Origin of the sequence: Pseudomonas sp. TMP9 (assembly GCF_037943105.1) — a bacterium.
Classification (GTDB): Bacteria; Pseudomonadota; Gammaproteobacteria; order Pseudomonadales; family Pseudomonadaceae; genus Aquipseudomonas.
On sequence record NZ_CP149803.1, the window covers coordinates 3387274 to 3414183 of the forward strand.

Sequence of the window (26910 nt, forward strand, 5' to 3'; positions counted from 1 at the left end):
GAGCCGCAGGCGTAATCCGGGTGTCGCGCAATCAGCCCGCTTCAGCCGTGACACGTACAATGCCGAACCATCACCAAGTGGAGTGCTGCGCGCTCCATGTCGGATTATGCTTCGCTAATCCAACCTACGGAACTGTATGAACACCAATTTCTGCCCAGCCTGGTGGCTGCCCGGCCCGCACCTGCAAACGCTGTGGAACCCGCTGTGCCGGCGCGCGACAACCCTTGAACGCACCCGCGAACGACTGTGGCTGGCGGATGGCGACTTTCTCGACCTCGACTGGCACGGCCCACATGAGGCAGACACGCCGTTGGTGCTGGTGTTACATGGCTTGACCGGCTCGTCCGACTCGCTTTATGTCATGGGCTTACAGCAAAAACTGGCCACTCAAGGCTGGGCCAGCGCGGCGCTTAACTGGCGCGGCTGCTCGGGTGAACCTAATTTGCTTGCACGCGGCTACCACTCTGGCGCCAGCGAAGACTTGGCGGAAACCGTGCGGCACCTGCGCGCCCTGCGACCGCTGGCACCGTTGTATGCAGTGGGCTATTCGCTGGGCGGTAATGTGCTGCTCAAGTACCTCGGTGAAACGGGAACTGACAGCCAATTGCAGGGCGCGGCGGCGGTTTCAGTGCCGTTTCGCTTGGACCAATGCGCCGACCGCATCGGAATGGGCTTTTCTCGGGTTTATCAAAGCCATTTCATGCGCGAGATGGTGGCCTACGTGAAGGACAAGCAGCGCCTGTTCGCGCACCACGGCATGAGCGAGCGATTGGCCACCCTGGATAAACTCGGGCCGCTGGACAATATGCGCACTTTCTGGGATTTCGACGGCCGCATCACCGCGCCGCTGCACGGTTACGCCGATGCTGAAGACTATTATCGACGGGCCTCTAGCCGCTACTTCCTTAGCCAGATTGATACGCCGACGCTGATTATTCAGGCTGCGGATGATCCTTTTGTGTTTGCCCACAGCCTGCCAGAAGCTAATGAACTGTCGCCGAGCATCGACTTCGAACTGCACGCCCACGGCGGCCATGTCGGTTTTGTCGAAGGCAGCCTGAGCAACCCGGGTTACTACTTGGAGCGACGCATCCCAAAGTGGCTGGCCGAACAGGCCGCCGTTAGCCCGTAGCCTTTGGCCCGGATAAGCCTCGGCGCAATCCGGGGTTGCGCGCCCCCGATTGCACTGCGCTTGTCGGGGCTACGAGTTAGGTATTCCAACGGCCAATCAAATCACCTGATCTAACGGCACATGCCGCCCATTTCGCCCGCGGCATGACCCACCCAACGCAAGCCAGCCCTGAGCAACAGTGATTTTCGCGTCACCACAATCACCTAATCTGACCGCCTGTAGCCCGGATAAGCCTCGGCGCAATCCGGGGTTGCGCTCCCCCGATTGCGCTGCGCTTTTCGGGGCTACGGGTTAGGTACTCCAACGGCCAGTCAAATCACCTGATCCAGCGGCACATGCAGTTTGGCGTACAAAGCCTCCACTGCTTCGCGCGCCTGCGGGGCGGTGTAGCCGCCTTCCAGCGCGAGCACCTGATAGATGCCACGCCTGAGCATTTCTTCACTGAGGTCGCCGGGGTTGCCGCGGGTGGTGCAGAGAAAACGCACCCAGGAAGTCATGATGATCCAGCTATTGAGGGTCAACGCCTCGATCTGCGCCGCGTTCATCAGCAAAATACCGGCTTCGACAAACCCCTGATAAATACCTTGCGCCCGCACCAAGCAGCGCTGGGCAAACAGCCGATAACGCTCGGCCAAGTCGGCGTCACTGTCGAGTAGGTGCTCCAAGTCGCGGTGCAGAAAACGGTAATGCCACATGGCCGCCAACAGCGCTTCTAGGTAGAAGGTTTTGTCCTGCACCGTTAACGCACGACCCTCGGGGCGACGCAGGAAAATGTCCACTTGGCTTTCGTAGAGGGCAAACAGTTCGGCGATGATCGCCTGCTTGTTGCGGAAGTGGTAATACAGGTTGCCCGGCGAAATGCCCAAGTGCGCGGCGATATGGTTGGTGGTCACGCTGCGCTCGCCTTGGGCGTTAAACAGCGCCAGGCTTTCCTGAATGATGCGTTCGCGGGTTTTTAGTGGGGCTGACATAACGACTCGTACTCAACTCAAAAGCCCGGCAAAGGTACACGCACAAGCGCCCCAAGTGTTATCTGCTCTGCGACTATCAACGGCCATTGACGCTGGATTGGACGGCGTCTGTCGACTGACTCCGTCAAGCCATTTGACAGATTAGAGTAATTGCTCTAAAAAACCAGCATGTCTTTCTGCAGCAGCCTCAGCCACCTGATGCGTTGCACCACCGCAATATCAAGGAGCCGCACCATGGCCGCTGACGTCACTTACCTGGAACAAAGCCTGAAAAACAGCCAACAGCAACTCAGCCAGCTGGAAGCCAGCTTTGCCCGTCAGCGCCAGGCCTTCAAAGCCAATCCCATGCCCTCGGCGGAGCAACGGATCCAATGGCTCAACGTGTTACGCGAGCTACTCAGCAGCGAGCGCGACGCATTTATCAGCGCTATAAACCAAGACTTCAGTAACCGCAGCGCTGATGAAACCCTGCTGGCAGAGATCATGCCCAGCCTGCAAGGCATTCATTACGCGAGCAAACATATTAAAAAGTGGATGAAACCCTCGCGGCGTCACGTTGGCATGGCTTTTCAGCCGGCTGCGGCCAAGGTTATTTACCAGCCACTGGGCGTAGTCGGGGTGATTGTGCCGTGGAACTATCCACTGTTTCTCGCCATTGGCCCGCTGGTGGGCGCACTGTCAGCCGGCAACCGGGTGATGATCAAAATGAGCGAATCAACCCCGGCCACCTCGCAACTGGTCAAGGACCTGCTGGCTAAAATCTTCCCTGAGGACTTGGTCTGCGTGGTGCTTGGCGAGGCGGAAGTCGGCATGGCCTTCTCCAAGTTACCGTTCGATCACCTGCTGTTCACGGGTGCAACCAGCATTGGCAAACACGTGATGCGCGCGGCAGCCGAGAACCTGACCCCGGTCACTCTGGAGCTGGGCGGCAAGTCGCCAGTTATCGTCTCAGCCGATGTGCCCCTGAGTGACGCCGCCGAGCGGGTCGCCTTCGGCAAAACGCTGAACGCCGGGCAGACCTGCGTTGCTCCCGACTACGTGCTGGTGCCGCGCGAGCGCGTGGAGGGTTTTGTCGAAGCCTACCGCACGGCAGTGCTGAGTTTTTACCCGCAACTCAAAGACAACCCTGACTACACCGCGATCATCAATGAGCGCCAGCTGCAGCGCCTCAAGGGCCTGCTCGGCGATGCTGAAAGCAAGGGTGCCAAAGTCATCAGCCTCTACCCTGAGGCCCAAGGGCGCCGTTTGCCGCATGCCGTGCTGCTGAATGTAAACGACGAGATGACCGTGATGCAGGACGAAATTTTTGGCCCGCTGCTGCCCATCGTGCCTTACGACAACCTGGAGCAGGCCTTCGCTTATATCAACGAACGCCCTCGGCCCCTGGCCCTTTACTACTTCGGCTACAACAAAGCGGAACAACAACGCGTGCTGGAGCAAACCCACTCCGGCGGCGTGTGCCTGAATGACACCATGCTGCACGTTGCCCAAGACGACATGCCGTTTGGTGGCGTCGGTCCTTCCGGCATGGGCCATTACCACGGTCACGAAGGCTTCAAGACCTTCAGCCACGGCAAAGGCACCTTTATCAAACAGCGGTTCAACGCTGCGAAAATGATCTACCCGCCCTACGGCAAAACCCTGCAGAAGCTGGTCTACAAACTTTTCGTTCGTTAATTCCATCCTGCCCCGGCTTACCGGGGCAGTGGCCTGACCGGGTGATCACAATAAATGCACAACACCACGCTTGAAACAGCCAACCTGTCACGTCGCAGCCTGCTTAAAGTTGGCTTGCTGGGCAGCGCCCTGCTCGGCACAGCCGGCCTAACCGCAACGCTTAGCGGTTGTTCTGCCAGCACGCCGAAAACCGGCTTTGCGGTGATTCGCGAGTCCGACCTGCCGCTTTTGCAAGCCCTGATCCCGGTCATGCTTGCCGGCGCAGTGCCGCCAACCCAGATGGTCCAAGCCATTAGTGGCACCTTGCAAAACCTCGACTTCAGCCTCAATCACCTGTCGCCCGAGCTGCTCAAAATGACCCTGCAACTGTTCGACATACTGGCCATGCCGATTACTCGCGGCCCGTTAACGGGCGTCTGGGGCAGTTGGCAGCATGCATCGGCTGGCGATATGCAGGCGTTTCTCGACCGCTGGCAGAACAGCTCCATCAGCTTGCTGAGGATGGGCCACGCCTCACTGTTACAGCTGGTGATGATGAGCTGGTACAGCCGTGCTGAGTCATGGGCGCACTGCGGCTATCCCGGCCCACCAGCAGTCTGAATAACGGCTGGCTGCGCGTTGGCCAGGCGTTGTTGCAGATGCGCTCGGACTGCTCATTTACAGCTCGTAAACTCCGCGTCCTTGCGCATCTGCAACAACGCCTGGCTCTAGCTCGCTCAGCCTTGTATGCAGCGCAATCATAAGAAAGAGATTCTCAAATGCCTGTACCCGATATGTTCAAGCAAGGCCTGGCCAGCGGCTGGAAAACCTATAACGGCTCACGTCTGGACAGCGATCTGACCCTAGAAGCCGACGTAGCCATCATCGGCAGCGGCGCAGGTGGCGGCACCACTGCCGAAATCCTCAGCGCGGCTGGTTTCAAAGTGCTGTTGATCGAAGAAGGCCCGCTAAAGACCAGCGATGATTTCAAGATGCTCGAAGACCAAGCCTATGCCGAGCTGTATCAAGAGGGCATCGGTCGCATGAGCAAAGATGGTGCGATCACCATCATGCAAGGTCGCGCCGTGGGCGGCACCACGCTGATTAACTGGACCTCAAGTTTTCGCACGCCGACACCAACCCTGGAACACTGGGCTAAGGAGCACGGCGTTCAAGGCCACAGTGCTGAAGACATGGCGCCCTGGTTCACCCAGATGGAACAACGCCTAGGCGTTGCACCTTGGGCCGTACCGCCCAACGCCAACAACGCCGTGATCAGCAGCGGTTGTGAAAAGCTCGGCTATGAGTGGCAGGTGATTCCGCGCAATGTGCGCGGCTGCTGGAACCTCGGGTACTGCGGCATGGGCTGCCCGACCAATGCTAAACAGTCAATGCTGGTGACCACCATTCCCGCGACGCTGGAAAAAGGCGGTGAGCTGCTCTATCTGGCGCGTGCCGAACGCCTGTTGCTGGACGGCGATAAAGTCACTGGGATTGAGTGCCTGGGCATGGATGAGCGCAGTGTGGCGCCCAACGGCCGGCGTATCACGGTTAAAGCTAAGCATTACGTGCTGTCTGGCGGCGGCATCAATACCCCAGGAATCTTACTGCGCTCGGGCGCTCCCGACCCGCACCAGCGCACCGGTAAGCGCACTTACCTACACCTAGTAAATTTCTCCGCTGCACTGTTTGAGCAGGTCATCAACCCCTTCTACGGCGCGCCGCAATCCATTTATTCCGACCACTTCCAATGGGATGACGGTACGGCCGGCAGGCTCTCTTACAAGCTCGAAGTGCCGCCGCTGCAACCGGCCATTACCGCCACCATGCTCGGCCGCTTTGGCATCGACAACGCCCTGCGCATGGAGCAATTGCCCAACACCAACGTGATGCTAGCGCTGATGCGCGACGGCTTTCACCCGGATAGCGCCGAAGGTCGTGTTGAGCTGCGCAGCGATGGCAGCCCAGTTCTCGACTATCAGATGACCGATTACACCTGGGACGGCATACGCCGGGGCTTCCACAGCATGGCTGAGGTGCAGTTCGCGGCCGGGGCCAAAGCGGTGCTGCCGCTGCATGCCGATGCCGATTACGTGAAGACGCTAGGCGAAGCCAAACGCTTAATCGACAGCCTAAGCCTGCAGCTGTACCGCACCCGCTTAGGCAGCGCCCACGTGATGGGCGGGTGCGCCATGGGTGAGGACCCGCAACACGCAGTGACTGACAGCCTTGGCCGTCACCATCAGCTGACTAACCTGTCAATCCACGACGGCTCGCTGTTCCCCACCAGTATCGGTGCCAACCCGCAGCTGTCGATCTATGGCCTGACGGCCAAACTGGCGACAAACCTCGCCGAACGCCTGAAGAACGCCTGATGGCAGACTATTCACGGGCCATGCTGCGCCCGTGAATAGTGCTGTTGCGCCGCGCGCCGACTTGGCCGCAGTGAAGCGCTGCGCTACCATCCGACTCCCCAACGGATCCGCCAGGACGTCACGATGAATCGAGTGTTATACCCAGGCACCTTCGACCCCATCACTAAGGGGCATGGCGATTTGGTCGAACGTGCGGCACGGCTGTTTGACACGGTCATCATCGCGGTGGCCGCCAGCCCAAAGAAGAACCCGCTGTTCAGCCTGGAACAACGCGTCGAGTTGGCCAGGGAAGTCACTAAGCACCTGCCCAATGTCGAGGTTGTTGGCTTCTCTACCCTGCTTGCCCACTTTGCCAAAGAGCAAGGCGCCAACGTGTTCCTGCGCGGCTTGCGCGCGGTGTCTGACTTTGAATACGAGTTTCAACTGGCCAATATGAACCGCCAATTGGCGCCGAACGTCGAAAGCCTGTTTCTCACTCCCTCAGAGAAATACTCGTTTATTTCCTCGACCTTGGTGCGTGAGATCGCCGCGCTAGACGGCGATATCTCCAACTTCGTGCACCCCGCCGTGGCTGCCGCGCTGAACGAGCGCCTCAAGCGCTGAGTCACTTATGTCAGGCCGCGTGCAAGCGCGGCTTCGATGCGGCACACTTTGCACCCAGTCTTTCGCACACATCTAGGCTGCGCCCCAAGGCGACAGCAGGAGTGGTTTTGCCATGTCTTTGATCATCACCGACGATTGCATCAACTGCGACGTCTGCGAGCCCGAATGTCCCAACGCCGCGATTTCTCAGGGCGAAGAAATCTACGAAATCGACCCGAATCTGTGCACCGAATGTGTCGGCCACTACGATGAGCCGCAGTGCCAGCAGGTCTGCCCGGTTGACTGCATCCCGCTCGACGAAAACAACGTCGAGAGCAAGGACGAGTTGATGCAAAAGTACTTAATCATCACCGGCAAAGCATGAGCATCGGCCGGCTGATCGGCGACCGCCTTTGCTGGCGCACCCTGCTCGGTACGCTGGCCCTCCTCTGCGCCCTAGAGCTGCATGCTGCCGCCCAACCCGAACGTATCGCCATTGCCACCGCGCACCCGGCCGCCACGGTGGCCGGCCAAGAGACCCTGGCGCTAGGCGGTAATGCCTTCGACGCAGCGGTAGCCATCAGTGCCGCTCTTGCGGTTGTCGAGCCTTACGGCTCCGGCTTAGGCGGCGGTGGCTTCTTTTTATTGCGCGAAGCCGGCGAGCCAGCCACCTACCGCTTTATTGATGCCCGCGAGCGTGCGCCACTCGCCGCCCATGCCGACCTCTATAAAGTCGATGGCCACGTGCAAAAACAGCTGTCATTAGACGGCGCGCTGGCAGCCGCCATACCGGGGCTGCCCGCCGCGCTGGTGGAACTGGCTGAGCGCTTCGGCCGCTTGCCACTGCGCGACTCACTGGCCCCGGCTATTCGCTTGGCGCGCAGCGGCGTGAGCATCGACCGGATTTATCGTGAACGCGCCGGCTGGCGTATTGAAGCCATGCGCAATGATGCAGAAACCGCGCGCTTGTTCCTGGCTAACGGAGAAATCCCGGAAGAATTCGCCCTGCTGCGCCAGCCAGAATTAGCCGCTACGCTGGAGCAACTGGGCAGCAAGGGCCATCAGGGCTTCTATGCTGGAGCGGTGGCAGAAAAACTGGTTAGCGCCGTGCAAGCAGCAGGCGGCATCTGGTCGCAAAAAGACCTGACTGACTACCGCGTGGTTGAACGCCAACCCTTGCGCGTTCGACTAAGCGGCGGTCGAGAGCTGATCAGCGCACCTGCGCCCTCAGCAGGTGGCATCGCCATTGCCCAGAGCTTACTGATGCTGCAACAACTTCCTTGGCAGAAAGCTGACAGCGTACAACGCAGCCACCTCATCGTCGAAACCCTGCGCCGCGCGTACCGTGATCGCGGCCTGCTGGGCGACCCTGACTTTGTCAGCAACCCGACGCGCCAACTGCTGGCCGCCGATTACCTAAAACACCTGGCCAGCAGCATCGACCCGCTCCGCGCCACACCCAGCGACAGCTTGGCGCCTAGTAAAGCCTGGCAAGAAGGCGATCACACCACCCACTTCACGGTACTCGACACCGAAGGCAACGCTGTGGCCGCAACGCTGTCGGTCAACCTACCCTTTGGCGCAGCCTTCACCGTAGCGGGCACCGGGGTGTTGCTGAACAACGAGATGGATGACTTTGCCGCCGACGTACAAGGCGCCAATGCCTATGGCTTAAGTGGCAGCCAAGCCAACAGCATTGCTGCCGGCAAACGCCCGCTGTCGAGCATGAGCCCCAGCTTTATTGAAAGCTGCGAAGACTTCGCCAGCTTCGGCACCCCCGGCGGTAGCCGAATCCCCAGCATGGTGCTGTTGGCGATGCTGGAGTATCTGGACAAACAGCCCATTGAGCGCTGGCCCAGCGTCGATCGCTACCACCATCAATACCGCCCAGACCTGATCGAACATGAACCCAACACCTTCAACGCCGCAGAAATCTCAGCGCTTGAAGCGTTAGGGCATCAGTTGAAATCAACCGGCAGGCAGTATGGGAATCAACAGGTGCTGCTGTGGCATAAACAGAATGGCAAGGTCGAAGCGGCGAGTGATCCCAGGGGGATCGGTACATCAACGCTTATCAACACAAACTAGAATCCTTTTGCAGAGACATTCATAAACTGGCCACGTATCATATTTTGCGGGTTAATAACCCCCAATATAAATATAACCACCACGCCGAAACCCTCTTCACCGACCGAAGAGAGAAGACCAAAGGGACGTAACATGCTTAAAAATCTTGTAATTATTGGCTTAGTAACGCTTTTCACTTCCGGATGCGCCACCGGCCTTAACTCGCAACAGTCCGCTGAGTACAACTCAATGGAAGCCAGAGGCCTAGCTGTCCAAGAAAAAAACCCAACCACAGGTGCGTTGCTCGGAATCCTTCCCGGGGGAGGTTCTTTCTATGCACGCGAGCCGGCATTTGGCGTGCTTAACCTGCTTTTCTGGCCACTCTCAATCTTCTGGGACCCGGTGAGTGGTTATGACGGCGCGACACGTATTAATTACAATTTTTCTAAAGCACAGATCGATAAAGAAAAGCGTGCAGCGGAAACAAAACTATCTCGTGATTACCAAGATGGCTTTATAACGGAAACACAGCGTGCTCGCGGCATGAGAGACATCGAAGATAAATACACATACTGAAAAATAGAAAGGCGCCTACAAGGCGCCTTTTTACTAAGCAGATAAATCAATATTCATTTTGAACCGAGCTGGTGCAACCCAGGCAGCGTGCAAAGGCTTCACGAGCCGGATCAGCCACCAACGCCTGGCCCGCTTCTTTCACATTACCGCCTAGGGCAGTAAACGGCAGGCTGATGACAAAGGCTACCGCGCCAATGGCTGTGGCGCCGATTAGCAGCGGGCGGGCGATTAGCAGGTCGCCGATCATGGAAAAGGCTTTCGGTGCATTGGCCGTGTAAAGAGGGTCGCCGCTGGTGTTCTGCTGCGCTGCGTCAGCATAGGCGGGCAGCGCCAGCAGGCCAGTGGTCAGCGCCAGAGCAACAGCGGTTGAGCGGAACAGTTTCATGGGGCGATCCTTCAGCTATTAGGAGGCAGTAAGTCTAACTATAACAGCGCATTGATAATTGTCAGCGTGACGCCCGTCAATCCCCATAAAAGGCGTATTCAGGTTTTTTCGGCGGATAGGGTCGAAAAAACGCCAGAATCATCTTGAGGTCAGCCGCCTCATCCCCTGTCGGCATAACGCTTGGCCCGATAACGACACGGCGCTGCTGGTAATCCAAGGCCGCAAGAACGATCGGTACGCCTGCGCCAAGGGCGATGTGATAGAAGCCCATCTTCCAGCGCTCGACCTTTTTACGCGTACCCTCGGGCGAAAGTATCAACACAAACTGCTGATGCGCGCTGAAGGCTTGCACTGCTTGCTCGACCGTATTGCCTTGGCGCTCACGGTGAATGGCGATACCGCCCCACCGGCGCATCAGCTCGGCAAACGGCCAGCTAAAGATGCTGTGTTTACCAAACCAGCGGGCATTCAGGCGCAGGACGAACTTCACGGCAATAAAAATCACAAAATCCCAATTCGACGTATGGTGCGCACCGATCGCTACAAACTTATCGAGCTTCGGCAGCTCGCCCTCGATACGCCAGCCCATCAGCTTCAACACTGTGCGACCTAACCATTCAGCCATGGGGTTACGCGGCAAATAGTTATCCGACATCAAGACCTCACCCTTTTTACGCTTGTGTATTCAACGCATGCCTACAGTCACCCCAACCGCCGACGCTGGCGGGCAAGACGCACTCTAGCGTTGGCAGCGCGGGCAGTAAACGCTGGCGCGCTGGCCTAGTTTGATTTCACGCAAGGTGCTGCCGCAGTGCTTACAAAATTCACCGCCGCGGCCATAGACGAACAGCTCCTGCTGGAAGTAACCCGGCAGCCCATCGCCGCCAACAAAATCGCGCAGGGTGGTGCCGCCGCGCTCAATGGCGTGGGCGAGGATGCGTTTAATCTCAATCGCCAAGCTTAAATAGCGCGCCCGCGACACCGAACCCGCCTCACGACGCGGATCGATGCCGGCGGCAAACAGCGCCTCTGACGCATAAATATTGCCTACGCCCACCACCACGGCGTTATCCATGATGAAGGGCTTAACCGCAATGACGCGGCCGCGTGATTGCTGAAACAGCCGTTCGCCATCAAACAACTCGGTCAACGGCTCAGGGCCAAGCTTACTCAGCAACACGTGGTTGAGCGGATCATTGCTCCAGAGCAGCGAACCAAACCGCCGAGGGTCGGTGTAGCGCAAAGCCAAACCAGACTCCAGCTCGATATCAACATGCTCATGTTTGGCTGCCGGCAGGCCACGCTCGACTAAGCGCAGGCTGCCGGACATACCTAAATGGCTGATCAACGTGCCACTTTCGGCGTTGATCAACAGGTACTTAGCACGACGCTCAACGGACTCAATTAGCTGCCCGGACAACTGAATGTCCAGATCTTCTGGGACGGGCCAACGCAGGCGGCGCTCACGCACAATCACCCGACTAACGCGCTGACCTTCAAGGAAAGGCGCGATACCGCGGCGAGTGGTTTCTACTTCAGGAAGTTCTGGCATAACGGGTATTCGGCGGGGTCATTCGACGGGGCGCATACCTTAGCAGGAATGCCCCGCACGCGACGAGGCAGGCTAGCGCGCGCCTAGGTCGCGAATGCTTTCGCGCAGGTTTTCGAAGTCGTATTCGGACAGGCCGACATACTCCAGCACTAACTGCTCAATACTCTGCCATTCGTGGTCTTGATCCTGACTGCCGAGCACGCGATGGCTTTCACAAATGTGTTCGGCCATTTTCAAAATGGCCAGCAGGGTTTTCAACTGCGCATCGCGGCTGGCGTCTTCAGTAAAGATCGCTAAGGCGTTGTGATGGCTGGCAATCGCCTCGCATAAGTGCAGCGGCAGGTTCCACGACTTAGCAGTGTAGTAACCCACCACCGCGTGGTTGGTGTTGAGCAGGCGATTCTCTGTGTCCACGACCCGACGTTCATCCGTGGCGCTGGCATAGCCTTCTTCTAGCACCGCCATGTAATCAGGAAAACGCTTGATCATCAGCGGGATGCCGCAATTGTGAAACAGCCCGAGGGTGTAGGCCTCATCCGGTGAGTGGTAGCCGATACGCTTGGCCAGGGTCAGGCACGTCATGGCCACATCTTGGGCGGTGTCCCAGAAGCGGTTGAGGGTGACGATGGCTTCATCCGTCAGCTCGCCGCGAATCGACTGGGCATTAATGAGGTTGATCACTGAATTGCAGCCCAACAAGTTAACTGCCTGCTGGATCGAAGCGATGCGATTAGCCAAACCAAAAAACGGCGAATTCACCAACTTTAGCAAGGCACCCGACAAGCCTGGGTCTTGGCCAATTAGCTTGGCAATGGCCCGCAAATCTGGATTGGGCATCACCTGTTCCATCTGCAAATCCACCATGATCTGTGGCTGCGGTGGCACGCTGATGCCTTGCAGTACTTGCTGGATATATTCGGCAGAAAGCTCTTGGGGCATGACAGGCGCAACCGGGATTAGGAGTAGTGCACAGTCTAGCTAAACCCAGCACGCGCAGGGATGACTTTTGTAAACGCCGCGACATAGCTGAACCCGCTATAATTTCGCTCTTTTTTCGGAGCCTACCCCATGACCCTGCCTAGCCTGCGCCTGAAAGCCAATGCCGATCGACGCCTGCGCGCCGGCCATCTGTGGGTTTACAGCAATGAAATCGACGTTGCCGCCACCCCGCTGAACGGTTTTGCGGCCGGCGACCAAGCCATTCTCGAAGCCGTTGGCGGTAAGCCACTGGGAGTCGTGGCAATGAGCCCGAACAACCTGATCTGCGCGCGCTTGCTGTCGCGCGACGTTAAACATGTGTTGGACAAGTCCCTGCTGGTGCACCGCATCAATGTGGCACTGTCGCTACGCGAGCGGCTGTTCGATAAGCCCTGCTACCGCTTGGTGTTCGGCGACTCCGATCTATTACCCGGGCTGGTGGTCGACCGCTTCTTCGACATTCTGGTGGTACAGCTGGCCTCCGCCACCATGGAACGGCACAAAGATGAGGTGCTCGCCGCGCTGATTCAGGTGTGCAAACCCAGCGGTATTTTGCTGAAAAATGACTCTGCCGCGCGCGATGCCGAAGGTTTGCCGCGTTATGTCGAAAGCGTTTTTGGTGTGGTGCCGGAATGGGTGGCGCTGGAAGAAAATGGCGTCACGTTTGAGGCCCCGGTGCTCGACGGGCAGAAGACGGGCTGGTTTTATGACCACCGCATGAACCGCGCTCGTTTAGCCCCTTACGTCAAAGGCAAGCGCGTGCTCGATTTGTTCAGCTACATCGGCGGCTGGGGCGTGCAAGCAGCCGCCTTTGGTGCCAGCGATGTGATGTGCGTGGACGCCTCCAGCTTCGCCCTCGACGGCGTGGAGCGAAACGCGGCACTGAACGGCTTGACTGATAAGGTGGCCTGCGTCGAAGGCGATGTATTTGAAGCCCTCAAGCAGCTTAAAGCGTCCGAAGAGCGCTTTGACGTGATCGTCGCCGACCCACCGGCTTTCATCAAACGCAAAAAAGACCTGAAAAACGGTGAAGGCGCTTACCGCCGCCTCAACGAGCAAGCCATGCGCCTGCTCAATAAAGACGGCATTTTGATCAGCGCCAGCTGCTCCATGCACCTGCCCGAAGATGACCTGCAGAACATTCTGCTGACCAGCGCGCGCCATCTTGATCGCAACATCCAACTGCTCGAACGCGGCAGCCAAGGCCCAGACCATCCAGTGCACCCAGCCATTGCCGAAACCCGCTACATCAAAAGCCTGACCGTGCGCCTGCTGCCCAACAGCTAACGGCACTTGCGCAGCACCAGGGCACACAACGGGCCACTCGCTGAATCAGCGCGCTGCGCTATCGTCTTCAGCCGCCGGGGATTAGAATCGCAGCCACCTGCCACATCCCCGGCGGACTTGTAGCCCGGCCCTGCCAGCGCCCACACCGCGCACAGCAGCGGCGCAGCCCAGCAAATGCACATTTGCCTTTGTTTCGGGCCTGACCCGGCTCAACTTACGCACCAATATCCGTTGCCGGCACAGCGCCACTGCCTGTGATCGCACGACCTGATTAGCCTTTGCAGGATTTATCGTCATGCCTGATTACCGCTCTAAAACCTCCACTCACGGTCGCAATATGGCCGGCGCTCGCGCCCTGTGGCGCGCCACCGGGATGAAGGATGAAGACTTTAAGAAGCCGATTATTGCCGTTTCCAACTCCTTTACTCAGTTCGTGCCTGGCCACGTGCACTTGAAGGACATGGGCCAACTGGTTGCCCGCGAGATCGAGCGCGCCGGCGGCGTGGCTAAAGAATTCAACACCATTGCTGTTGATGATGGCATCGCCATGGGCCACGACGGCATGCTTTATTCGCTGCCAAGTCGCGAAATTATCGCCGACTCGGTGGAATACATGGTCAACGCCCACTGCGCCGATGCCATCGTGTGCATCTCTAACTGCGACAAAATCACCCCCGGCATGCTGATGGCCGCCATGCGCCTGAACATTCCGGTGGTCTTCGTCTCAGGCGGGCCGATGGAAGCGGGCAAAACCAAGCTGGCCAGTCACGGCCTCGACTTGGTGGATGCCATGGTGATTGCCGCTGACGAGAACGCCAGCGACGAGACCGTTGCCGAATACGAACGCAGCGCCTGCCCCACGTGCGGCAGCTGCTCGGGCATGTTCACCGCCAACTCGATGAACTGCCTGACCGAAGCCTTGGGCTTGTCCTTGCCGGGCAACGGTTCGACCCTGGCCACTCACAGTGACCGCGAGCAGCTGTTCCTTAAAGCCGGGCGCACCATCGTTGAGCTGTGTAAACGCTACTACGGTGAGGGTGACGAGTCGGTCCTGCCGCGCAACATTGCCAATTTCAAAGCGTTCGAAAACGCCATGATGCTCGACATCGCCATGGGCGGTTCGACTAACACCATCCTGCACCTGCTGGCCGCCGCCCAAGAAGCTGAGATCGATTTCGACCTGCGTGATATCGACCGCCTGTCGCGCATCGTCCCGCAACTGTGCAAGGTCGCGCCAAATATCCAGAAGTACCACATGGAAGACGTGCACCGCGCCGGCGGGGTGTTCTCCATTCTCGGTTCACTGGCCCGTGGTGGCTTGCTGCACACTGACCTGCCGACCGTGCACAGCACGTCGATGGCCGAGGCCATTGCCCAATGGGACATCACCCAGACCGATGATGAAGCCGTGCACACCTTCTTTAAAGCCGGCCCAGCGGGCATCCCCACGCAAACGGCGTTTAGCCAGAGTACGCGCTGGGACACGGTGGACGACGACCGTGAGAACGGCTGCATCCGCAGCGTTGAGCATGCGTATTCAAAAGAAGGCGGCCTCGCCGTGCTGTATGGCAACATTGCCATCGACGGCTGCGTGGTAAAAACCGCCGGTGTGGATGAATCAATCCATATCTTTGAAGGCAATGCGAAAATCTTTGAAAGCCAGGACAGCGCCGTGCGCGGCATCCTCGCCGATGAAGTGGTTGCCGGCGACATCGTCATCATTCGCTATGAAGGCCCGAAAGGCGGCCCGGGCATGCAGGAAATGCTCTACCCAACCTCGTACCTGAAGTCTAAGGGGCTGGGTAAAGACTGCGCCCTGCTCACCGATGGGCGTTTTTCCGGCGGCACCTCGGGTTTGTCCATTGGCCACGCGTCACCGGAAGCGGCTGCCGGCGGCGCCATCGGTTTGGTGCGCGAAGGCGACAAGATTTTGATCAACATCCACGAGCGCAGCATCAACCTGCTGGTCAGCGACGCTGAGATTTCCCATCGTCGTCACGAGCAAGATAGAAAAGGCTGGAAGCCCGTGGAACATCGCCCACGCAAAGTCACGACCGCGCTCAAGGCCTACGCCCTGCTCGCTACCAGCGCCGACAAAGGCGCAGTACGTGATATCGCATTGCTGGACAAGCTGGTGCCATAAGCCTGTTGCGGCAAGCAAAACCCGGCTAAATGCCGGGTTTTGCATGTAGGCCGCTAACTCACGCCCATATAACGCCCGACGCGATGGTTGATCGCCAGCACCATGTTCAATGCCAGTGCGCCGAGGATCGACAGCGCCACCTTATCCAGCGACACCACTAGCACCGCCGCCAGCACGATCAGCACATCAATGCTCATCTGCACCTTACCGGCACGCACGCCGAAGCGTTCTTGCAGATACAGTGCAAGGATATTCACCCCGCCAAGGCTGGCGCGATGGCGAAACAGCATCAGCAGGCCCAAGCCCATGGCAAAACCGCCAAACAACGCCGCATATACAGCGTTCAGGTGGGTGAAACCGATCCAGTGCGGCGTCAACTCTGCAAACAGCGAGACCAGCCCCACCGCGCAGAAAGTACGCAGGGTGAACGGCCATCCCATGCGCCAGATGGCCAAGGCGTAAAACGGCACGTTGATCAGAAAGAACACCAGCCCGAATGGCCAGCCCAGTAGGTATTTCATCAGGAATGCCAAACCGACTGTACCGCCCGTCAACAACCCCGCCTCGCTGTAAAGGCTAATGCCCATGGCCACCATGGCGGTGCCCAACACCAAGGCCAAGCCGTCCTCCCAGAGCGGATGGCGCATAAACAGCGCCGCGATGCTATCCGGCTCGGTGTGATCGGTATCAGCGTCATTCATAGAGAAAACCTGTTAGCGGGAAACGGCTGTGCGACGCCGGTAAACACTTCACCGGCGTTAATGACAGGATAAAAATCAGCGCGGACAGGCTACTTGCGCACCCACACTTCAAGCACATAAGCAGGCGTTTCTGCACCGGCCGGGTGTTCGCTGGCGCAAGACAGCTGCCAATCAGCCTCGGTCACTTCAGGGAAGTAGGCATCACCTGGCGGGCTGAGGGCCACGCGCGTCAGGTACAAGCGCTCAGCACGGGGCAGGCTCAACTCATATAACTGCGCACCACCGATCAGCATCAGCTCATCAGCGCCATTGGCTTGCGCCCAAGCGTTGGCGCGCACGAGAGCAGCATCGAGAGTGGCGAACACTTCGGCACCGTCCAGTTGCAAGTCCGGTTGGCGGCTCACCACTAGATTAAGGCGTCCGGGCAGCGGCCGACCGAGCGAGTCCCACGTTTTGCGACCCATGATGATCGGCTTACCCAAGGTCAGCGCTTTGAAGTGCTTGAGGTCCGCTGGCAGGTGCCAGGGCAATTGATTGTCGCAGCCAATCACATGGTTTTCCGCGAGGGCCGCAATCATGCAGAGGGGGAGAGTTTTTTTCATAGCGGCGAGAATACCGGCTCCGCTCCGATCATTGAAGCCTTGCTGTCGCTCACTTCGCCTCGCCCTCCTGACGTTTGGCCATCACGCGGTTCCGCCCCTGCTCCTTCGCCAGGTAGAGGGCAACATCCGCCAAGCGCAGCGCCTCGCCCAACCCCTGATGGGACTGCGGGGTCAGATAAGCCAATCCGAGGCTCACCGTGACCACCCCAGCGGCATCCGAATAAGCATGGCTCAGGCCCAAGGCCTCAATCCCACTGCGGATAGCCTCCAGGATGACCAGCAGTTGCGCCTCACTCAGGCCGTACCAGATGCCGACAAACTCCTCGCCGCCATAACGGGCCGCGCAGTCCAGCGGTCGCCGGGCGTGCTCGCCAATCACCTTGGCGATCAGACGCAGCGCCTCGTCGCCGGCCGCGTGGCCATAATGGTCGTTGTAGCGTTTGAAGAAATCGACATCCATCATCACCACGCCCAGCGCCTGCTTTTCTCGCTGGGCCTGACGCCAACTGCGCTCAGCCCGCTCGCTAAAGGCGCGGCGGTTGAGCAGCCCGGTCAGAAAGTCCTTCTCGGCCAGTTCCTGGAGCAGACCATGGGCGATAAAATTTTGCCGTGCGGCGTGTTCCAGCGAGTAACAACCCACTGAGCCAATGATGTTGGCCAAGCCAAGAAACAGGGCGTTGCTCACCAGCAGGTCAGCCGTTAGCCCCGTGGCCACCTCAACGGCGACATAGGCCACAAACACCAACCAGCCACACAGCACCGCCGTGGTGAAACGCAGGTTGACCATGAAATAAAAGAACACCGTCACCAAGATGATGCCCTCATAGGGCAGCGCAAAGTGGTGATGACGGGCCAAACCAATAATGCTTGCTACCGCTAACCCGCACAGCAGCGAGGCAATGCCGCCAATCAGCTGCAGATGCTGACGCAGACCGCGTCGATAGGTCGCCAACCAAGCCAGCAACAACACAGGCTGAATCACGCCTATGCGTACGCTGAGTATTTGCCCGCGCAGTGGGTCCGGTAGGTTGAGCGCATCCACCAGCACAAATACCAGTGCGATGAGCGTCGCCACCAGCAGCGCCCAACGCATGCGGCGCAACAGTAAATCCGCGTGATACAGCTTGAACGCCTGCTCCAGTTCATCGTCAAACTGCAGCAGGCGAAAGCCTTGCTGATGCTGACGCAGGTACGGCGAATCCTGATTGACCCACTCCAAGTGCGGTAACTTCACGATGACACTCGCTTTTATAGTTATTCAGCCAAACCGCTGAGCGAGACGCTTGCTTGCTCATTATCATTAGCCTAGCTGGGCTGGCCGCACTCGTACACATGCTTACCGGTGCCGCACAGCGCCTGCTGCGGTTATCCTCTACGTTCAACTCGCCAATGGAACCGCGTGTGCGCCCATTTGAAAACCCCACACCCAGCCGCCTGCAACGCCTCTGGCTCAGTGAAACCATTCGTCTGCGCGAAGAGCATGCCGGGCCGCTGGAAGACAGTGAGGCCAATCGTCGCGCTCAGGCTCAAGGCGGCGCACTCAGCGAGCGTATCCAGACCCGGGCCTGGCTGCTGGGTGAACGCGACGGCCAAGTTCAGGCCTTGCAGCATTGGTTGCAGGGTGCGCGCCTAGCCGGGCTGTTTTTATTGTTGCTGGCCATCCTCAGCGGCAGCGGCCTGGCGGTAGCAGCGCTGGGTGACGGCCTGCGCTCGGTCAACGTATTTTGGGCTTTAGGCAGCTTGCTTGGCGTGCATCTGCTGCTGCTACTGGGCTGGACGCTGAGCCTGCTACTGAGTCGTGACAGCGCCGGCGCCCTCGGGCTTGTGTGGCTGTGGCTAAGCGCCAAGCTCGCCCGCGACGCTCAAGCCGCGCAGCTGGCTCCCTCGCTGCTGCTGATGCTGCAACGCCAACGCATCAGTCGCTGGGGCTTGGGTGTGCTGGTGCACGGTTTTTGGTTACTGACCCTGCTCACGGCCTTGCTGACCTTGCTGGCCCTGCTGGCCACTCGGCGTTACGGCTTCGTCTGGGAAAGCACCCTGCTCGGCGGGGACAGCTTTATCGCACTGACCCACGCCCTCGGCAGCCTGCCAGCGCTGCTCGGTTTTAGCCTGCCCGATGCTGAATTGATCCGCGCCAGCGGCGACAGCGTCTTAGCCAGCGAACAGGCAAGGCTGAGCTGGGCCGGTTGGCTGGTGGGCGTACTGGTGGTTTACGGTCTGCTGCCGCGCGCGGGCCTGCTGTTGCTGTGCCTGTGGCGTTGGCAACGTGGTCAGGCAGCCTTAACGCTGGACCTCAGCCTGCCCGGCTACAGCCTGCTGCGCGAGCACTTGCAACCGAGCAGTGAACGCCTGGGTATTTGCGACGCCGCACCCGCGCAGCTGCATCAGGCGCACGCGGGCAGCAGTGTGGTCGACAGCCAAGGCGCCGTGCTGGTGGCGGTCGAGCTCGACCCACAGCGCAGCTGGCCGCCGCCGCTGCCTAACGGCATTAGCGATGCGGGAGTCATCGACAGCCGTGAACAGCGCAAGCAGCTGCTCGACCAACTCAGCCGCTTTCCACCTGCACGCCTGCTGATTGCCTGCGACCCACGTCGCTCGCCGGACCGTGGCAGCCTGGCGCTACTCGGCGAGCTGGCACGCAGCGCCGCCGCCACACGCATTTGCCTGCTGCCGCCACCGCCCGGTGAAACCCTCGACAGCGCCCGCTTAGACGACTGGCACCGCGCACTGGAACAACTAGAACTGCAGCACAGCAACAGCCTGCCGCTCAGCTGGTTGGAGCATGGCCATGACTAAACACCTAGCCCGGATGCAACCCGGCGGGTATCGACAGCGCGAAGCCAGCACCCGGATTTCATCCGGGCTACGAGAGGCAATGTGAGCCCCCTACTCAAACTCGCCGTGGTCGGCCACACCAATGTCGGCAAGACCTCGCTGCTGCGCACCCTGACCCGCGATGTTGGCTTCGGCGAGGTCTCGCATCGCCCCAGCACCACCCGGCATGTCGAAGGTGCACGCCTCTCGGTAGACGGTGAAGCCGTGCTGGAACTGTATGACACGCCCGGTCTTGAAGACGCTATCGCCCTGCTGGAGTATCTGGAACGCTTGGATCGTCCCGGCGAACGCTTGGACGGCCCAGCGCGACTGGCGCGCTTTCTAGAAGGCAGCGAAGCCCGTCAGCGTTTTGAGCAGGAGGCCAAGGTGCTGCGGCAACTGCTCGCCTCAGATGCCGGCTTGTACGTGATTGATGCCCGCGAACCGGTGCTGGCCAAATACCGTGATGAGCTGGCGGTGCTGACCATGTGTGGCCGACCGCTGCTGCCCGTGCTGAATTTTGTTAGCAGCAGCCAGCACCGTGAGCAGGCGTGGCGTGATGCCCTCGCCCGTCTTGGCCTGCATGCGTTGGTGTGCTTCGACAGCGTGGCGCCGCCGTTGGATGGCGAGCGGCGCCTGTATGACAGCCTCGCCCTGCTGCTGGAAAAAGCCCGGCCACACCTGCAACGGCTGGCTGATGACCATCAGGCGCAGCGCCAGCTAAGGCGCAACAGTGCCGCCCGGCTAATCGCTGAACTGCTGCTCGACTGCGCCGCATGTAGGCGCAGCGTGGCCGCGCAAACCCTGCTGGAGCAAGGCGCAATCCGCGAGCTGCACCAGGTTATTCGCCAGCGCGAACAGCGTTGCGTCGAGGCCCTGCTGCGCCTGTACGCCTTTCGCCAAGAAGACGCCAAAGCCGCTGAGCTGCCCTTGCTGGACGGCCGCTGGGGCGATGATTTATTCAACCCGGAAACCCTCAAGCAACTTGGCATCAAGGTCGGCGGCGGCATGGCGGCGGGCGCCGCTACCGGTGTCGGGGTTGATTTGCTGGTCGGCGGCATCACCTTGGGCGCGGCAGCTGTGGTCGGTGCGCTGATCGGCGGCAGTGCACAAACCTTACGCAGTTACGGCGCACGACTAAAAGGCAAACTCAAAGGCCAGCGCGAGCTGAGCGTCGACGACGCGGTGCTACGCCTGCTCGGCCTGCGCCAACAACACCTCCTGCAGGCGCTGCAAAACCGTGGCCACGCTGCTGTCGAGGCCATCACCCTAGCCACTCCGCAGGAGGCCAGCTGGCGCGAGGGCAAACTGCCAGACGCCCTGTACAAAGCCCGTGCCCACCCCGAATGGTCATCGCTCAACCCTGGCGCATGCTTGCAGCAAAGCGAGCGTGAGATACAGCTGAGGGCGCTGACCGACGCCCTACAGAGCACCGCTTAGGGTGCACCTAAGTAAAGACGCTGCACCTTGGTCCATTCATCCTCCCCCACCGCGCGCAGCAACTCTAGGTTGATGCGCTCGCGGTAGGGGCTGCCACTGGCCAGCGCAAAGGCGTAGGACTGATTCTCAAACGTGCCGGGCAGAATGCGCAGCCCACCTTGGTTTAACTCACCATTGCGGTACTGCATGATCGGCAGGTCATAGACCACAGCCTCGGCTTCACCTTGCTGAACGGCCTGCATGGCGGCCATCACGCTAGGGTAGGTGCTGTGGCGAATGCGCTGGCTCTGCAAATAGAGTGCACCGGAGGTGTTTTCGACACTAGCGACATGGGCACGGCGCAGGTCTTCAGCACCTTGGATACCACCTTGCAGGTTGCCCACGGTGAGCATGCTGGCAACCGCTGCGGTAAAGGTCGACACCATGATTAAGCCCGTAAACATCCACACCAGCCCGACTAAACGCCCGCCTAAAGTGACCGGCGCTTTGTCGCCGTAGCCCACGGTGGTCATGGTCACCGCTGCCCACCAAAAGCTGGACCCCAAGCCTTGCACGGGCGTGCCACCAAACTGCTCCTGATTATTACGTCGCTCAAACAACCAGAGCAGCGCCCCGACCAGCAGCAATAACACCGCCAAGCCGCCAATTAGGCTTAGAAATTGCCAAGAGAGCAGCCCTTTGAGCGCCATCCAACCACTTTTATCGCCATCACGTTGCAGGCCGATAGCCAAGCCGGTGCGGTAAAAAGGATGGGTAAAGTCGAAGCGTTCCTCACGCTCAGCGGTCATGGTCAGCGCACCCACCACCACGTCCAACTGACCTTCTTCTAAGCTCGTCAGGAGGCGCTCAAAGGGCATGGGCAACAGTTCAAAACGGTAGCCCGCTTGACTGGCAACGCTGCTCCATAAGTCGATGCTGATGCCACGCCAACTGCCATCTAGCTCTTTGATTACGAAGGGCGGCACCTCACTGATACCCACCCGCAGCAGCGGTTCGCTCGGTTCTGCGACCGCTGTATTCAGCCCTAGCAGCATCAGCCACAAGACGATTAGAACTCTCGCCATGCGTTGTTCCCCCAACTAAAAGACGCCTCAGGGTAACAAAAACTGCCGTCTGCGCCGGTGATCAGACCGCTACAGGGGCCGGAATATGCGGATGCGCCTGGTAGCCGAGCAGCTCAAAGTCCTCGAATTTGAAGGCCAGCAAATCCTTCACCTCGGGGTTGAGTTTCATCACCGGCAGCGGCAGCGGCTCCCGGGTCAACTGCAGATCGGTCTGTTCAATATGGTTGGCGTAGAGGTGGCAGTCGCCACCGGTCCAAATGAACTCGCCCAACTGCAAATCACACACCTGCGCCACCATCATGGTCAGCAGGGCGTAACTGGCGATGTTAAAAGGCACGCCCAAAAAGATATCCGCAGAGCGCTGATACAGCTGGCAACTGAGCTTGCCATCGGCCACATAGAACTGGAACAACGCGTGGCACGGCGGCAGGGCCATCTGCTCGACCAGTGCGGGGTTCCAGGCGGAAACGATCAGGCGGCGCGAGTCCGGGTTGGTTTTGATCATCTCGATCAGCGTGCTGATTTGGTCGATCGAGCCCCCATTCGGCGTGGGCCAGCTGCGCCACTGGTAGCCATACACCGGGCCGAGGTCACCGTTTTCATCGGCCCACTCATCCCAGATGCGCACGCCGTTATCTTTCAGGTACTTGATGTTGGTGTCGCCCTGCAAGAACCACAGCAGCTCGTGAATGATGGATTTGAGGTGGCACTTCTTGGTGGTTACCAGCGGGAAGCCGTCCGCCAGGTTAAAGCGCATCTGCTGGGCGAACAGGCTGTAAGTGCCGGTGCCGGTGCGGTCGCTTTTGGAGGTCCCGGTCTCGCGCACCAAGCGCATCAGGTCGAGGTATTGCTGCATTACACGGCCTCCTGTGCAGCCTGTCGTTTGTAGGCGTATGCGATCAGCCCCAGCCCGCCAAGCACCATGGGTACACACAGCACTTGGCCCATGGTCAGCCAGCCACCCGCCAGGTAACCGAGCTGGGCATCCGGCACACGAACGAACTCGACGATAAAGCGGAAGATGCCGTAGGTGGCGGCGAACATGCCGGAAATTGCCATAGTCGGGCGCGGTTTACGCGAGTAAAACCAGAGCACGGCGAACAGCGCGAGGCCTTCCAGCGCAAATTGATAGAGCTGCGAAGGGTGGCGCGCCAGCTGTTGCGGGTCGGTGGGGAAGACCATCGCCCATGGCACGTCGGTGGCTTTGCCCCACAGCTCGGCATTGATGAAATTCCCGATGCGCCCAGCACCCAGACCAATCGGCACGAGGGGCGCGATAAAGTCCATCAACTCGAAGAAGCTCTTGCCGTTGCGTTTGCCGAACCACCAGCTGGCCAGCATTACTCCGATGAAGCCACCATGGAACGACATGCCGCCTTCCCAGATGCGCAGCATGCGGGCCGGCTCGGCGATATAAGCGGCCAGGTCGTAAAACAGTACGTAGCCCAGACGGCCGCCGAGGATCACCCCCATCGCCACCCAGAACACCAGATCAGAGAGCTTTTCTTTGTTCCAGCTCGGCGCAAAGGCGTTGACGCGGCGCGAGGCCAACCACCAAGCGCCGCCAATACCAATCAGGTACATCAGGCCGTACCAGTGAATCTTTAGCGGGCCAAGGGCCAGTGCAACCGGGTCAATCTGCGGGTAAGGCAGCATCAAAAACTCCTTAAACGAGGAAACTCAGGCCCACGCTGAATAACAGCAGGGCAAACAAACGTTTGAGCAGACGCGGCGACAGTGTGTGCGCCAAGCGCGCGCCTATTCGGGCGAAAAACATACTGGGGATGGCAATCCCGAGCAGTGCTGGCAGGTACACAAACCCCACGCTCCACTGCGGCAGTTCGGGTTTAGCCCAGCCCAACCAGATAAAACTCAGGGCGCTGGCCAGTGCAATCGGTAGGCCGCAGGCTGAGGACGTCGCCACCGCCTTTTGCATCGGCACGCTGCGCCAAGTCAGAAACGGCACGGTCAGCGAGCCGCCACCAATGCCGAAAATCGCCGACGCCCAGCCAATCACCCCGCCGGCAAGGGCCAAGGCGGGCTTACCGGGCACCGTGCGACTGGCTTTGGGTTTTAGCTCCAAGGCCATTTGCACGGCAATAATAATGGCGAAAACGCCAATAATTTTCTGCAGCAGCGGGCCTTGGATGGCCGTAGCAGATGCAGCACCCACTCCAGCGCCGAGCAAAATACCCAAGGTCATCCAGGCAAACACCGGCCACAGCACCGCGCCTTTGCGCTGGTGTTCAAGCACAGAATTGATCGAGGTGAAGATGATGGTCGCCAGCGACGTGCCGACGGCTAGGTGCGTCAGTACAACCGGATCAAAACCCTGAGCAGCAAAACTCAGCACCAGTACCGGCACAATGATGATGCCGCCGCCTACGCCAAACAGCCCTGCCAGCGTTCCGGCCGCAGCGCCCAAGACCAAATACAGCAGCAGTTCCATCAGCACCCCCCCCACAAACAATCCGCCATGGTAACGGATGCACAGGGCCGGACTCTAGTTTGCGCGATGGATGAAAGCTTAGGCTTTGCGTAGAGTGCCCCATTGACTCCGGGATAGACCGCCGTGCGCCCAACTCTGTACCTCAAGCTGAGCTGTAACCAGATGCAACTGCTGCATGTGCAAAGTGGGCGTGAGTTACACCTGCAGGCAAACCCGCCGTTCAGTAATCAGCGTCTATTGGTCGCTGACTTTGCGGCGGCCGAGCACTTGTTGCAGCGCGCTATCGGGCAAATATTGCCCAAGCGCTATCTGCGCCTAAGCCTACCGCCGCAGTTGTTGATTCAACCGCTGGAGCGTTTGGAAGGCGGCCTGTCGCAGGTTGAGGAGCGCATTCTGCTGGAGCTTGGTTTGGGCAGTGGTGCGCGCAAAGTGCGCCTGCATTTAGGCAGCGAGCTGGACAACGCCGGCGTGCTGGCGAAGTTAAGGAGCTAAGGGCATGTGCTTGATCGTTTTGGCGTGGCGTCCCGGCCATGCTCAGCCGCTACTGGTGGCGGCCAACCGTGATGAATTCTATGCGCGCCCCAGCCTGCCGCTGGCCGAGTGGCCCGAGCTGCCGGGCGTGTTTGCCGGACGTGATACGCAGGCTGGCGGTACCTGGCTTGGCGTCGGCCCGAATGGGCGCTTTGCTGCACTGACCAACATCCGCGACCTCAGCCTGCCCTTGGGCGCACGCTCACGGGGCGAGTTGCCGTTGGCTTTTCTCAGTGGTCAGCTGAGTCGCGCCGCGCTGCTGCGGCAACTCAGCGAGCAGCGCGCAGATTACAGCGGCTTCAACTTATTGCTCGGCGACACGCAGCAACTGTGGCACTTCAATTCCCAGACTGGCTGCGCCACGGCGCTGGCTGAGGGCGTGCATGGGCTGTCGAATGCGGACCTCAATACGCCTTGGCCCAAGTTGACGAAGGCCAAGCAGGCGCTGCATAAACAGCTAGAAACGCCGCAGATCGATAGTTTGCTTGACCTGATGGGCGACCCTACACAAGCGCCGGATGCTGCCTTGCCGCAAACCGGTATTGGCCTGGCTAGCGAGCGGTTGCTGTCGAGTTTATTTATTGCCAGCGCCGCCTATGGCACCCGCGCCAGCAGCGCGCTGATCGTTAACGCCGACGGCAGCCGCCGGCTGGCTGAGCGCAGTTTCGGCGCTGACGGCTGCTATCTGGGTGAGGTTGAATTCGCCTGTTGATGCCGGCAGCGATGCTTAATCGGCGCGCGCTGGCGCGCTCAAACCATCAAGGGTAAACAGCGGCGCGGCAATAGCGGGGTCGTCCGCATCAGCCACTAACAGCGGTCGGCCATCCGCCTGAAAAGCCAATCCCTCGATCTTCGCCGCAGGCGTCAACCTTATAAGCTCGGCGACAGCCAAATGTTCATCCAAACGCCCCAGCACACTGCCGACGCAGGCACCGTCGAGGTAACTGGAGTCGGTAGCCTCTGCCGCTGCAGTGAAATACAACACATTGCTGGGCGCCACACTGAGGTCCGTGAGGCTCAGCGGCACTCCATCCAACGGCGGTAAATGCACCGGAACAATCTGCCGCAGTGCTTTAGCGCTGAGCTGGCCGGCGTCAAGGTCACGTAGCACCTGCGGCAGATCAAGCAGCACCAGGGCGTTTTCGCGACCACGGCCATTACCACGCTGCGCCAGCAGTAGCTGCCCGCGGTAGAGCACGCCGCCTTCGATGTTCAAATCCTGAAAATGCTCAGCGAGCGCACGGTACAACGGCTCAAGGTCAATCACCCGCGAGCTATCGCCGTGGATCAAACACCCGCGACAGCGTTGCGACGTTGAACCAGAGCCCAGCGCTAACAGGCTGCTATCAGGCAAAAGCAACAAGGCTTCAAAGTCAGGCTTGACGCGTTTACGCAAGGCGGCATCAGCGGGCAGTTCACCGGGCAACAACTGCTGCTCCGTCTGCAAGTCGCCACGTAGGCTATAGCGATGCAAAACCAACGCATCGTCCGCTAACGACCAGAGGCTATGGCCCTGGCAGACCAAGGCGCTGGCTGCTGACAGGCGCAAGGTCGCCAGTTGGCGCAGCGCAAGAGACGGTGTCCGCAGGCTTAGCACAGAGCCTT

Annotated in this window: 27 protein-coding genes; 14 read left to right on the top strand and 13 right to left on the bottom strand. The window is 59.6% G+C overall.

Annotation, left to right across the window (positions count from 1 at the left end; translation table 11 throughout):
• The first annotated feature begins 136 nt into the window (after positions 1-136).
• Positions 137-1132 (top strand): hydrolase, encoded by a 996-nt coding sequence (locus WF513_RS15930; RefSeq protein WP_339080380.1) that lies wholly within the window; start codon positions 137-139, stop codon positions 1130-1132.
• A 311-nt stretch (positions 1133-1443) separates the two neighbouring features.
• Here the strand turns inward: WF513_RS15930 and WF513_RS15935 are convergent, their stop codons facing one another.
• Entirely contained in the window at positions 1444-2103 is a 660-nt protein-coding gene (locus WF513_RS15935; protein WP_339080381.1) for a TetR/AcrR family transcriptional regulator, read from the bottom strand.
• 234 nt (positions 2104-2337) lie between these two features.
• On the opposite strand from WF513_RS15935, the gene WF513_RS15940 reads away from it, so the two are divergent.
• The 7 genes from WF513_RS15940 to WF513_RS15970 all read left to right on the top strand — a co-directional run bounded on the left by WF513_RS15940 (position 2338) and on the right by WF513_RS15970 (position 9359).
• Entirely contained in the window at positions 2338-3780 is a 1443-nt protein-coding gene (locus tag WF513_RS15940) for a coniferyl aldehyde dehydrogenase (RefSeq protein WP_339080382.1), read from the top strand.
• Between the two features lie 54 nt (positions 3781-3834).
• On the top strand, positions 3835-4380 hold the full coding sequence (locus WF513_RS15945; RefSeq protein WP_339080383.1) for a twin-arginine translocation pathway signal protein: 546 nt from the start codon (positions 3835-3837) through the stop codon (positions 4378-4380).
• A 158-nt stretch (positions 4381-4538) separates the two neighbouring features.
• Entirely contained in the window at positions 4539-6134 is a 1596-nt protein-coding gene (locus WF513_RS15950; RefSeq protein WP_339080384.1) for a GMC family oxidoreductase, read from the top strand.
• A gap of 123 nt (positions 6135-6257) precedes the next feature.
• Positions 6258-6737: a pantetheine-phosphate adenylyltransferase gene (gene coaD, locus WF513_RS15955; protein ID WP_339080385.1), complete on the top strand. Its 480-nt coding sequence runs from the start codon at positions 6258-6260 to the stop codon at positions 6735-6737.
• Between the two features lie 112 nt (positions 6738-6849).
• On the top strand, positions 6850-7101 hold the full coding sequence (locus WF513_RS15960; protein ID WP_090250215.1) for a YfhL family 4Fe-4S dicluster ferredoxin: 252 nt from the start codon (positions 6850-6852) through the stop codon (positions 7099-7101).
• A complete protein-coding gene (gene ggt, locus WF513_RS15965; protein WP_339080386.1) occupies positions 7098-8804 on the top strand; it encodes a gamma-glutamyltransferase in 1707 nt (568 codons plus the stop codon). Before WF513_RS15960 ends, ggt begins: the two co-directional genes overlap by 4 nt.
• 132 nt (positions 8805-8936) lie before the next feature.
• On the top strand, positions 8937-9359 hold the full coding sequence (locus WF513_RS15970) for a hypothetical protein (RefSeq protein ID WP_339080387.1): 423 nt from the start codon (positions 8937-8939) through the stop codon (positions 9357-9359).
• A gap of 46 nt (positions 9360-9405) precedes the next feature.
• Here WF513_RS15970 and WF513_RS15975 read toward each other — a convergent pair whose 3' ends face one another.
• From WF513_RS15975 to WF513_RS15990, 4 genes are all read right to left on the bottom strand, one after another.
• The gene (locus WF513_RS15975; protein WP_339080388.1) at positions 9406-9744 is read right to left on the bottom strand and encodes a multidrug transporter; all 339 of its coding nucleotides are present in this window, start codon (positions 9742-9744) and stop codon (positions 9406-9408) included.
• A gap of 76 nt (positions 9745-9820) precedes the next feature.
• Positions 9821-10399 carry a lysophospholipid acyltransferase family protein gene (locus WF513_RS15980; protein WP_339080389.1) on the bottom strand — a complete coding sequence of 193 codons (579 nt, stop codon included), beginning with the start codon at positions 10397-10399 and terminating at the stop codon, positions 9821-9823.
• Between the two features lie 84 nt (positions 10400-10483).
• Entirely contained in the window at positions 10484-11296 is an 813-nt protein-coding gene (mutM, locus tag WF513_RS15985; protein ID WP_339080390.1) for a bifunctional DNA-formamidopyrimidine glycosylase/DNA-(apurinic or apyrimidinic site) lyase, read from the bottom strand.
• A gap of 72 nt (positions 11297-11368) precedes the next feature.
• Entirely contained in the window at positions 11369-12181 is an 813-nt protein-coding gene (locus tag WF513_RS15990; protein WP_339083627.1) for an HDOD domain-containing protein, read from the bottom strand.
• A 183-nt stretch (positions 12182-12364) separates the two neighbouring features.
• Here WF513_RS15990 and WF513_RS15995 point away from each other — a divergent pair, with 183 nt between their 5' ends.
• Positions 12365-13561: a class I SAM-dependent rRNA methyltransferase gene (locus tag WF513_RS15995; protein WP_339080391.1), complete on the top strand. Its 1197-nt coding sequence runs from the start codon at positions 12365-12367 to the stop codon at positions 13559-13561.
• Positions 13562-13856: 295 nt separating this feature from the next.
• The gene (ilvD, locus tag WF513_RS16000; RefSeq protein WP_339080392.1) at positions 13857-15704 is read left to right on the top strand and encodes a dihydroxy-acid dehydratase; all 1848 of its coding nucleotides are present in this window, start codon (positions 13857-13859) and stop codon (positions 15702-15704) included.
• Positions 15705-15757: 53 nt separating this feature from the next.
• On the opposite strand, the gene WF513_RS16005 is transcribed toward ilvD, so the two are convergent.
• The 3 genes from WF513_RS16005 to WF513_RS16015 form a co-directional block, all read right to left on the bottom strand.
• Positions 15758-16405, bottom strand: coding sequence for a YitT family protein (locus WF513_RS16005; RefSeq protein WP_339080393.1), 648 nt, complete (start codon positions 16403-16405; stop codon positions 15758-15760).
• A gap of 89 nt (positions 16406-16494) precedes the next feature.
• The gene (locus WF513_RS16010) at positions 16495-17007 is read right to left on the bottom strand and encodes a dihydrofolate reductase (protein ID WP_339080394.1); all 513 of its coding nucleotides are present in this window, start codon (positions 17005-17007) and stop codon (positions 16495-16497) included.
• A gap of 49 nt (positions 17008-17056) precedes the next feature.
• Positions 17057-18241, bottom strand: coding sequence for a diguanylate cyclase (locus WF513_RS16015; protein WP_339080395.1), 1185 nt, complete (start codon positions 18239-18241; stop codon positions 17057-17059).
• Between the two features lie 155 nt (positions 18242-18396).
• On the opposite strand from WF513_RS16015, the gene WF513_RS16020 reads away from it, so the two are divergent.
• On the top strand, positions 18397-19803 hold the full coding sequence (locus WF513_RS16020; protein WP_339083629.1) for a DUF2868 domain-containing protein: 1407 nt from the start codon (positions 18397-18399) through the stop codon (positions 19801-19803).
• 81 nt (positions 19804-19884) lie between these two features.
• A complete protein-coding gene (locus WF513_RS16025; RefSeq protein ID WP_339080396.1) occupies positions 19885-21261 on the top strand; it encodes a DUF3482 domain-containing protein in 1377 nt (458 codons plus the stop codon).
• Here the strand turns inward: WF513_RS16025 and WF513_RS16030 are convergent.
• From WF513_RS16030 to WF513_RS16045, 4 genes are all read right to left on the bottom strand, one after another.
• Entirely contained in the window at positions 21258-22325 is a 1068-nt protein-coding gene (locus WF513_RS16030; protein WP_339080397.1) for a transporter substrate-binding domain-containing protein, read from the bottom strand. The genes WF513_RS16025 and WF513_RS16030 overlap by 4 nt on opposite strands.
• A 61-nt stretch (positions 22326-22386) precedes the next feature.
• Positions 22387-23181 (bottom strand): thymidylate synthase, encoded by a 795-nt coding sequence (locus WF513_RS16035; RefSeq protein ID WP_339080398.1) that lies wholly within the window; start codon positions 23179-23181, stop codon positions 22387-22389.
• Positions 23181-23981 (bottom strand): prolipoprotein diacylglyceryl transferase, encoded by an 801-nt coding sequence (gene lgt / locus WF513_RS16040; protein WP_339080399.1) that lies wholly within the window; start codon positions 23979-23981, stop codon positions 23181-23183. The genes WF513_RS16035 and lgt overlap by 1 nt, the downstream gene beginning before the upstream one ends.
• 10 nt (positions 23982-23991) lie before the next feature.
• Entirely contained in the window at positions 23992-24774 is a 783-nt protein-coding gene (locus WF513_RS16045) for a sulfite exporter TauE/SafE family protein (RefSeq protein WP_339080400.1), read from the bottom strand.
• A 123-nt stretch (positions 24775-24897) separates the two neighbouring features.
• Here WF513_RS16045 and WF513_RS16050 point away from each other — a divergent pair, with 123 nt between their 5' ends.
• On the top strand, positions 24898-25266 hold the full coding sequence (locus WF513_RS16050; protein WP_339080401.1) for a hypothetical protein: 369 nt from the start codon (positions 24898-24900) through the stop codon (positions 25264-25266).
• 4 nt (positions 25267-25270) lie between these two features.
• Positions 25271-26017, top strand: a complete 747-nt coding sequence (locus WF513_RS16055) for an NRDE family protein (protein ID WP_339080402.1) — start codon at positions 25271-25273, stop codon at positions 26015-26017.
• Positions 26018-26032: 15 nt separating this feature from the next.
• On the opposite strand, the gene WF513_RS16060 is transcribed toward WF513_RS16055, so the two are convergent.
• A complete protein-coding gene (locus WF513_RS16060; protein ID WP_339080403.1) occupies positions 26033-26902 on the bottom strand; it encodes a hypothetical protein in 870 nt (289 codons plus the stop codon).
• Between the last annotated feature and the right edge of the window lie 8 nt (positions 26903-26910).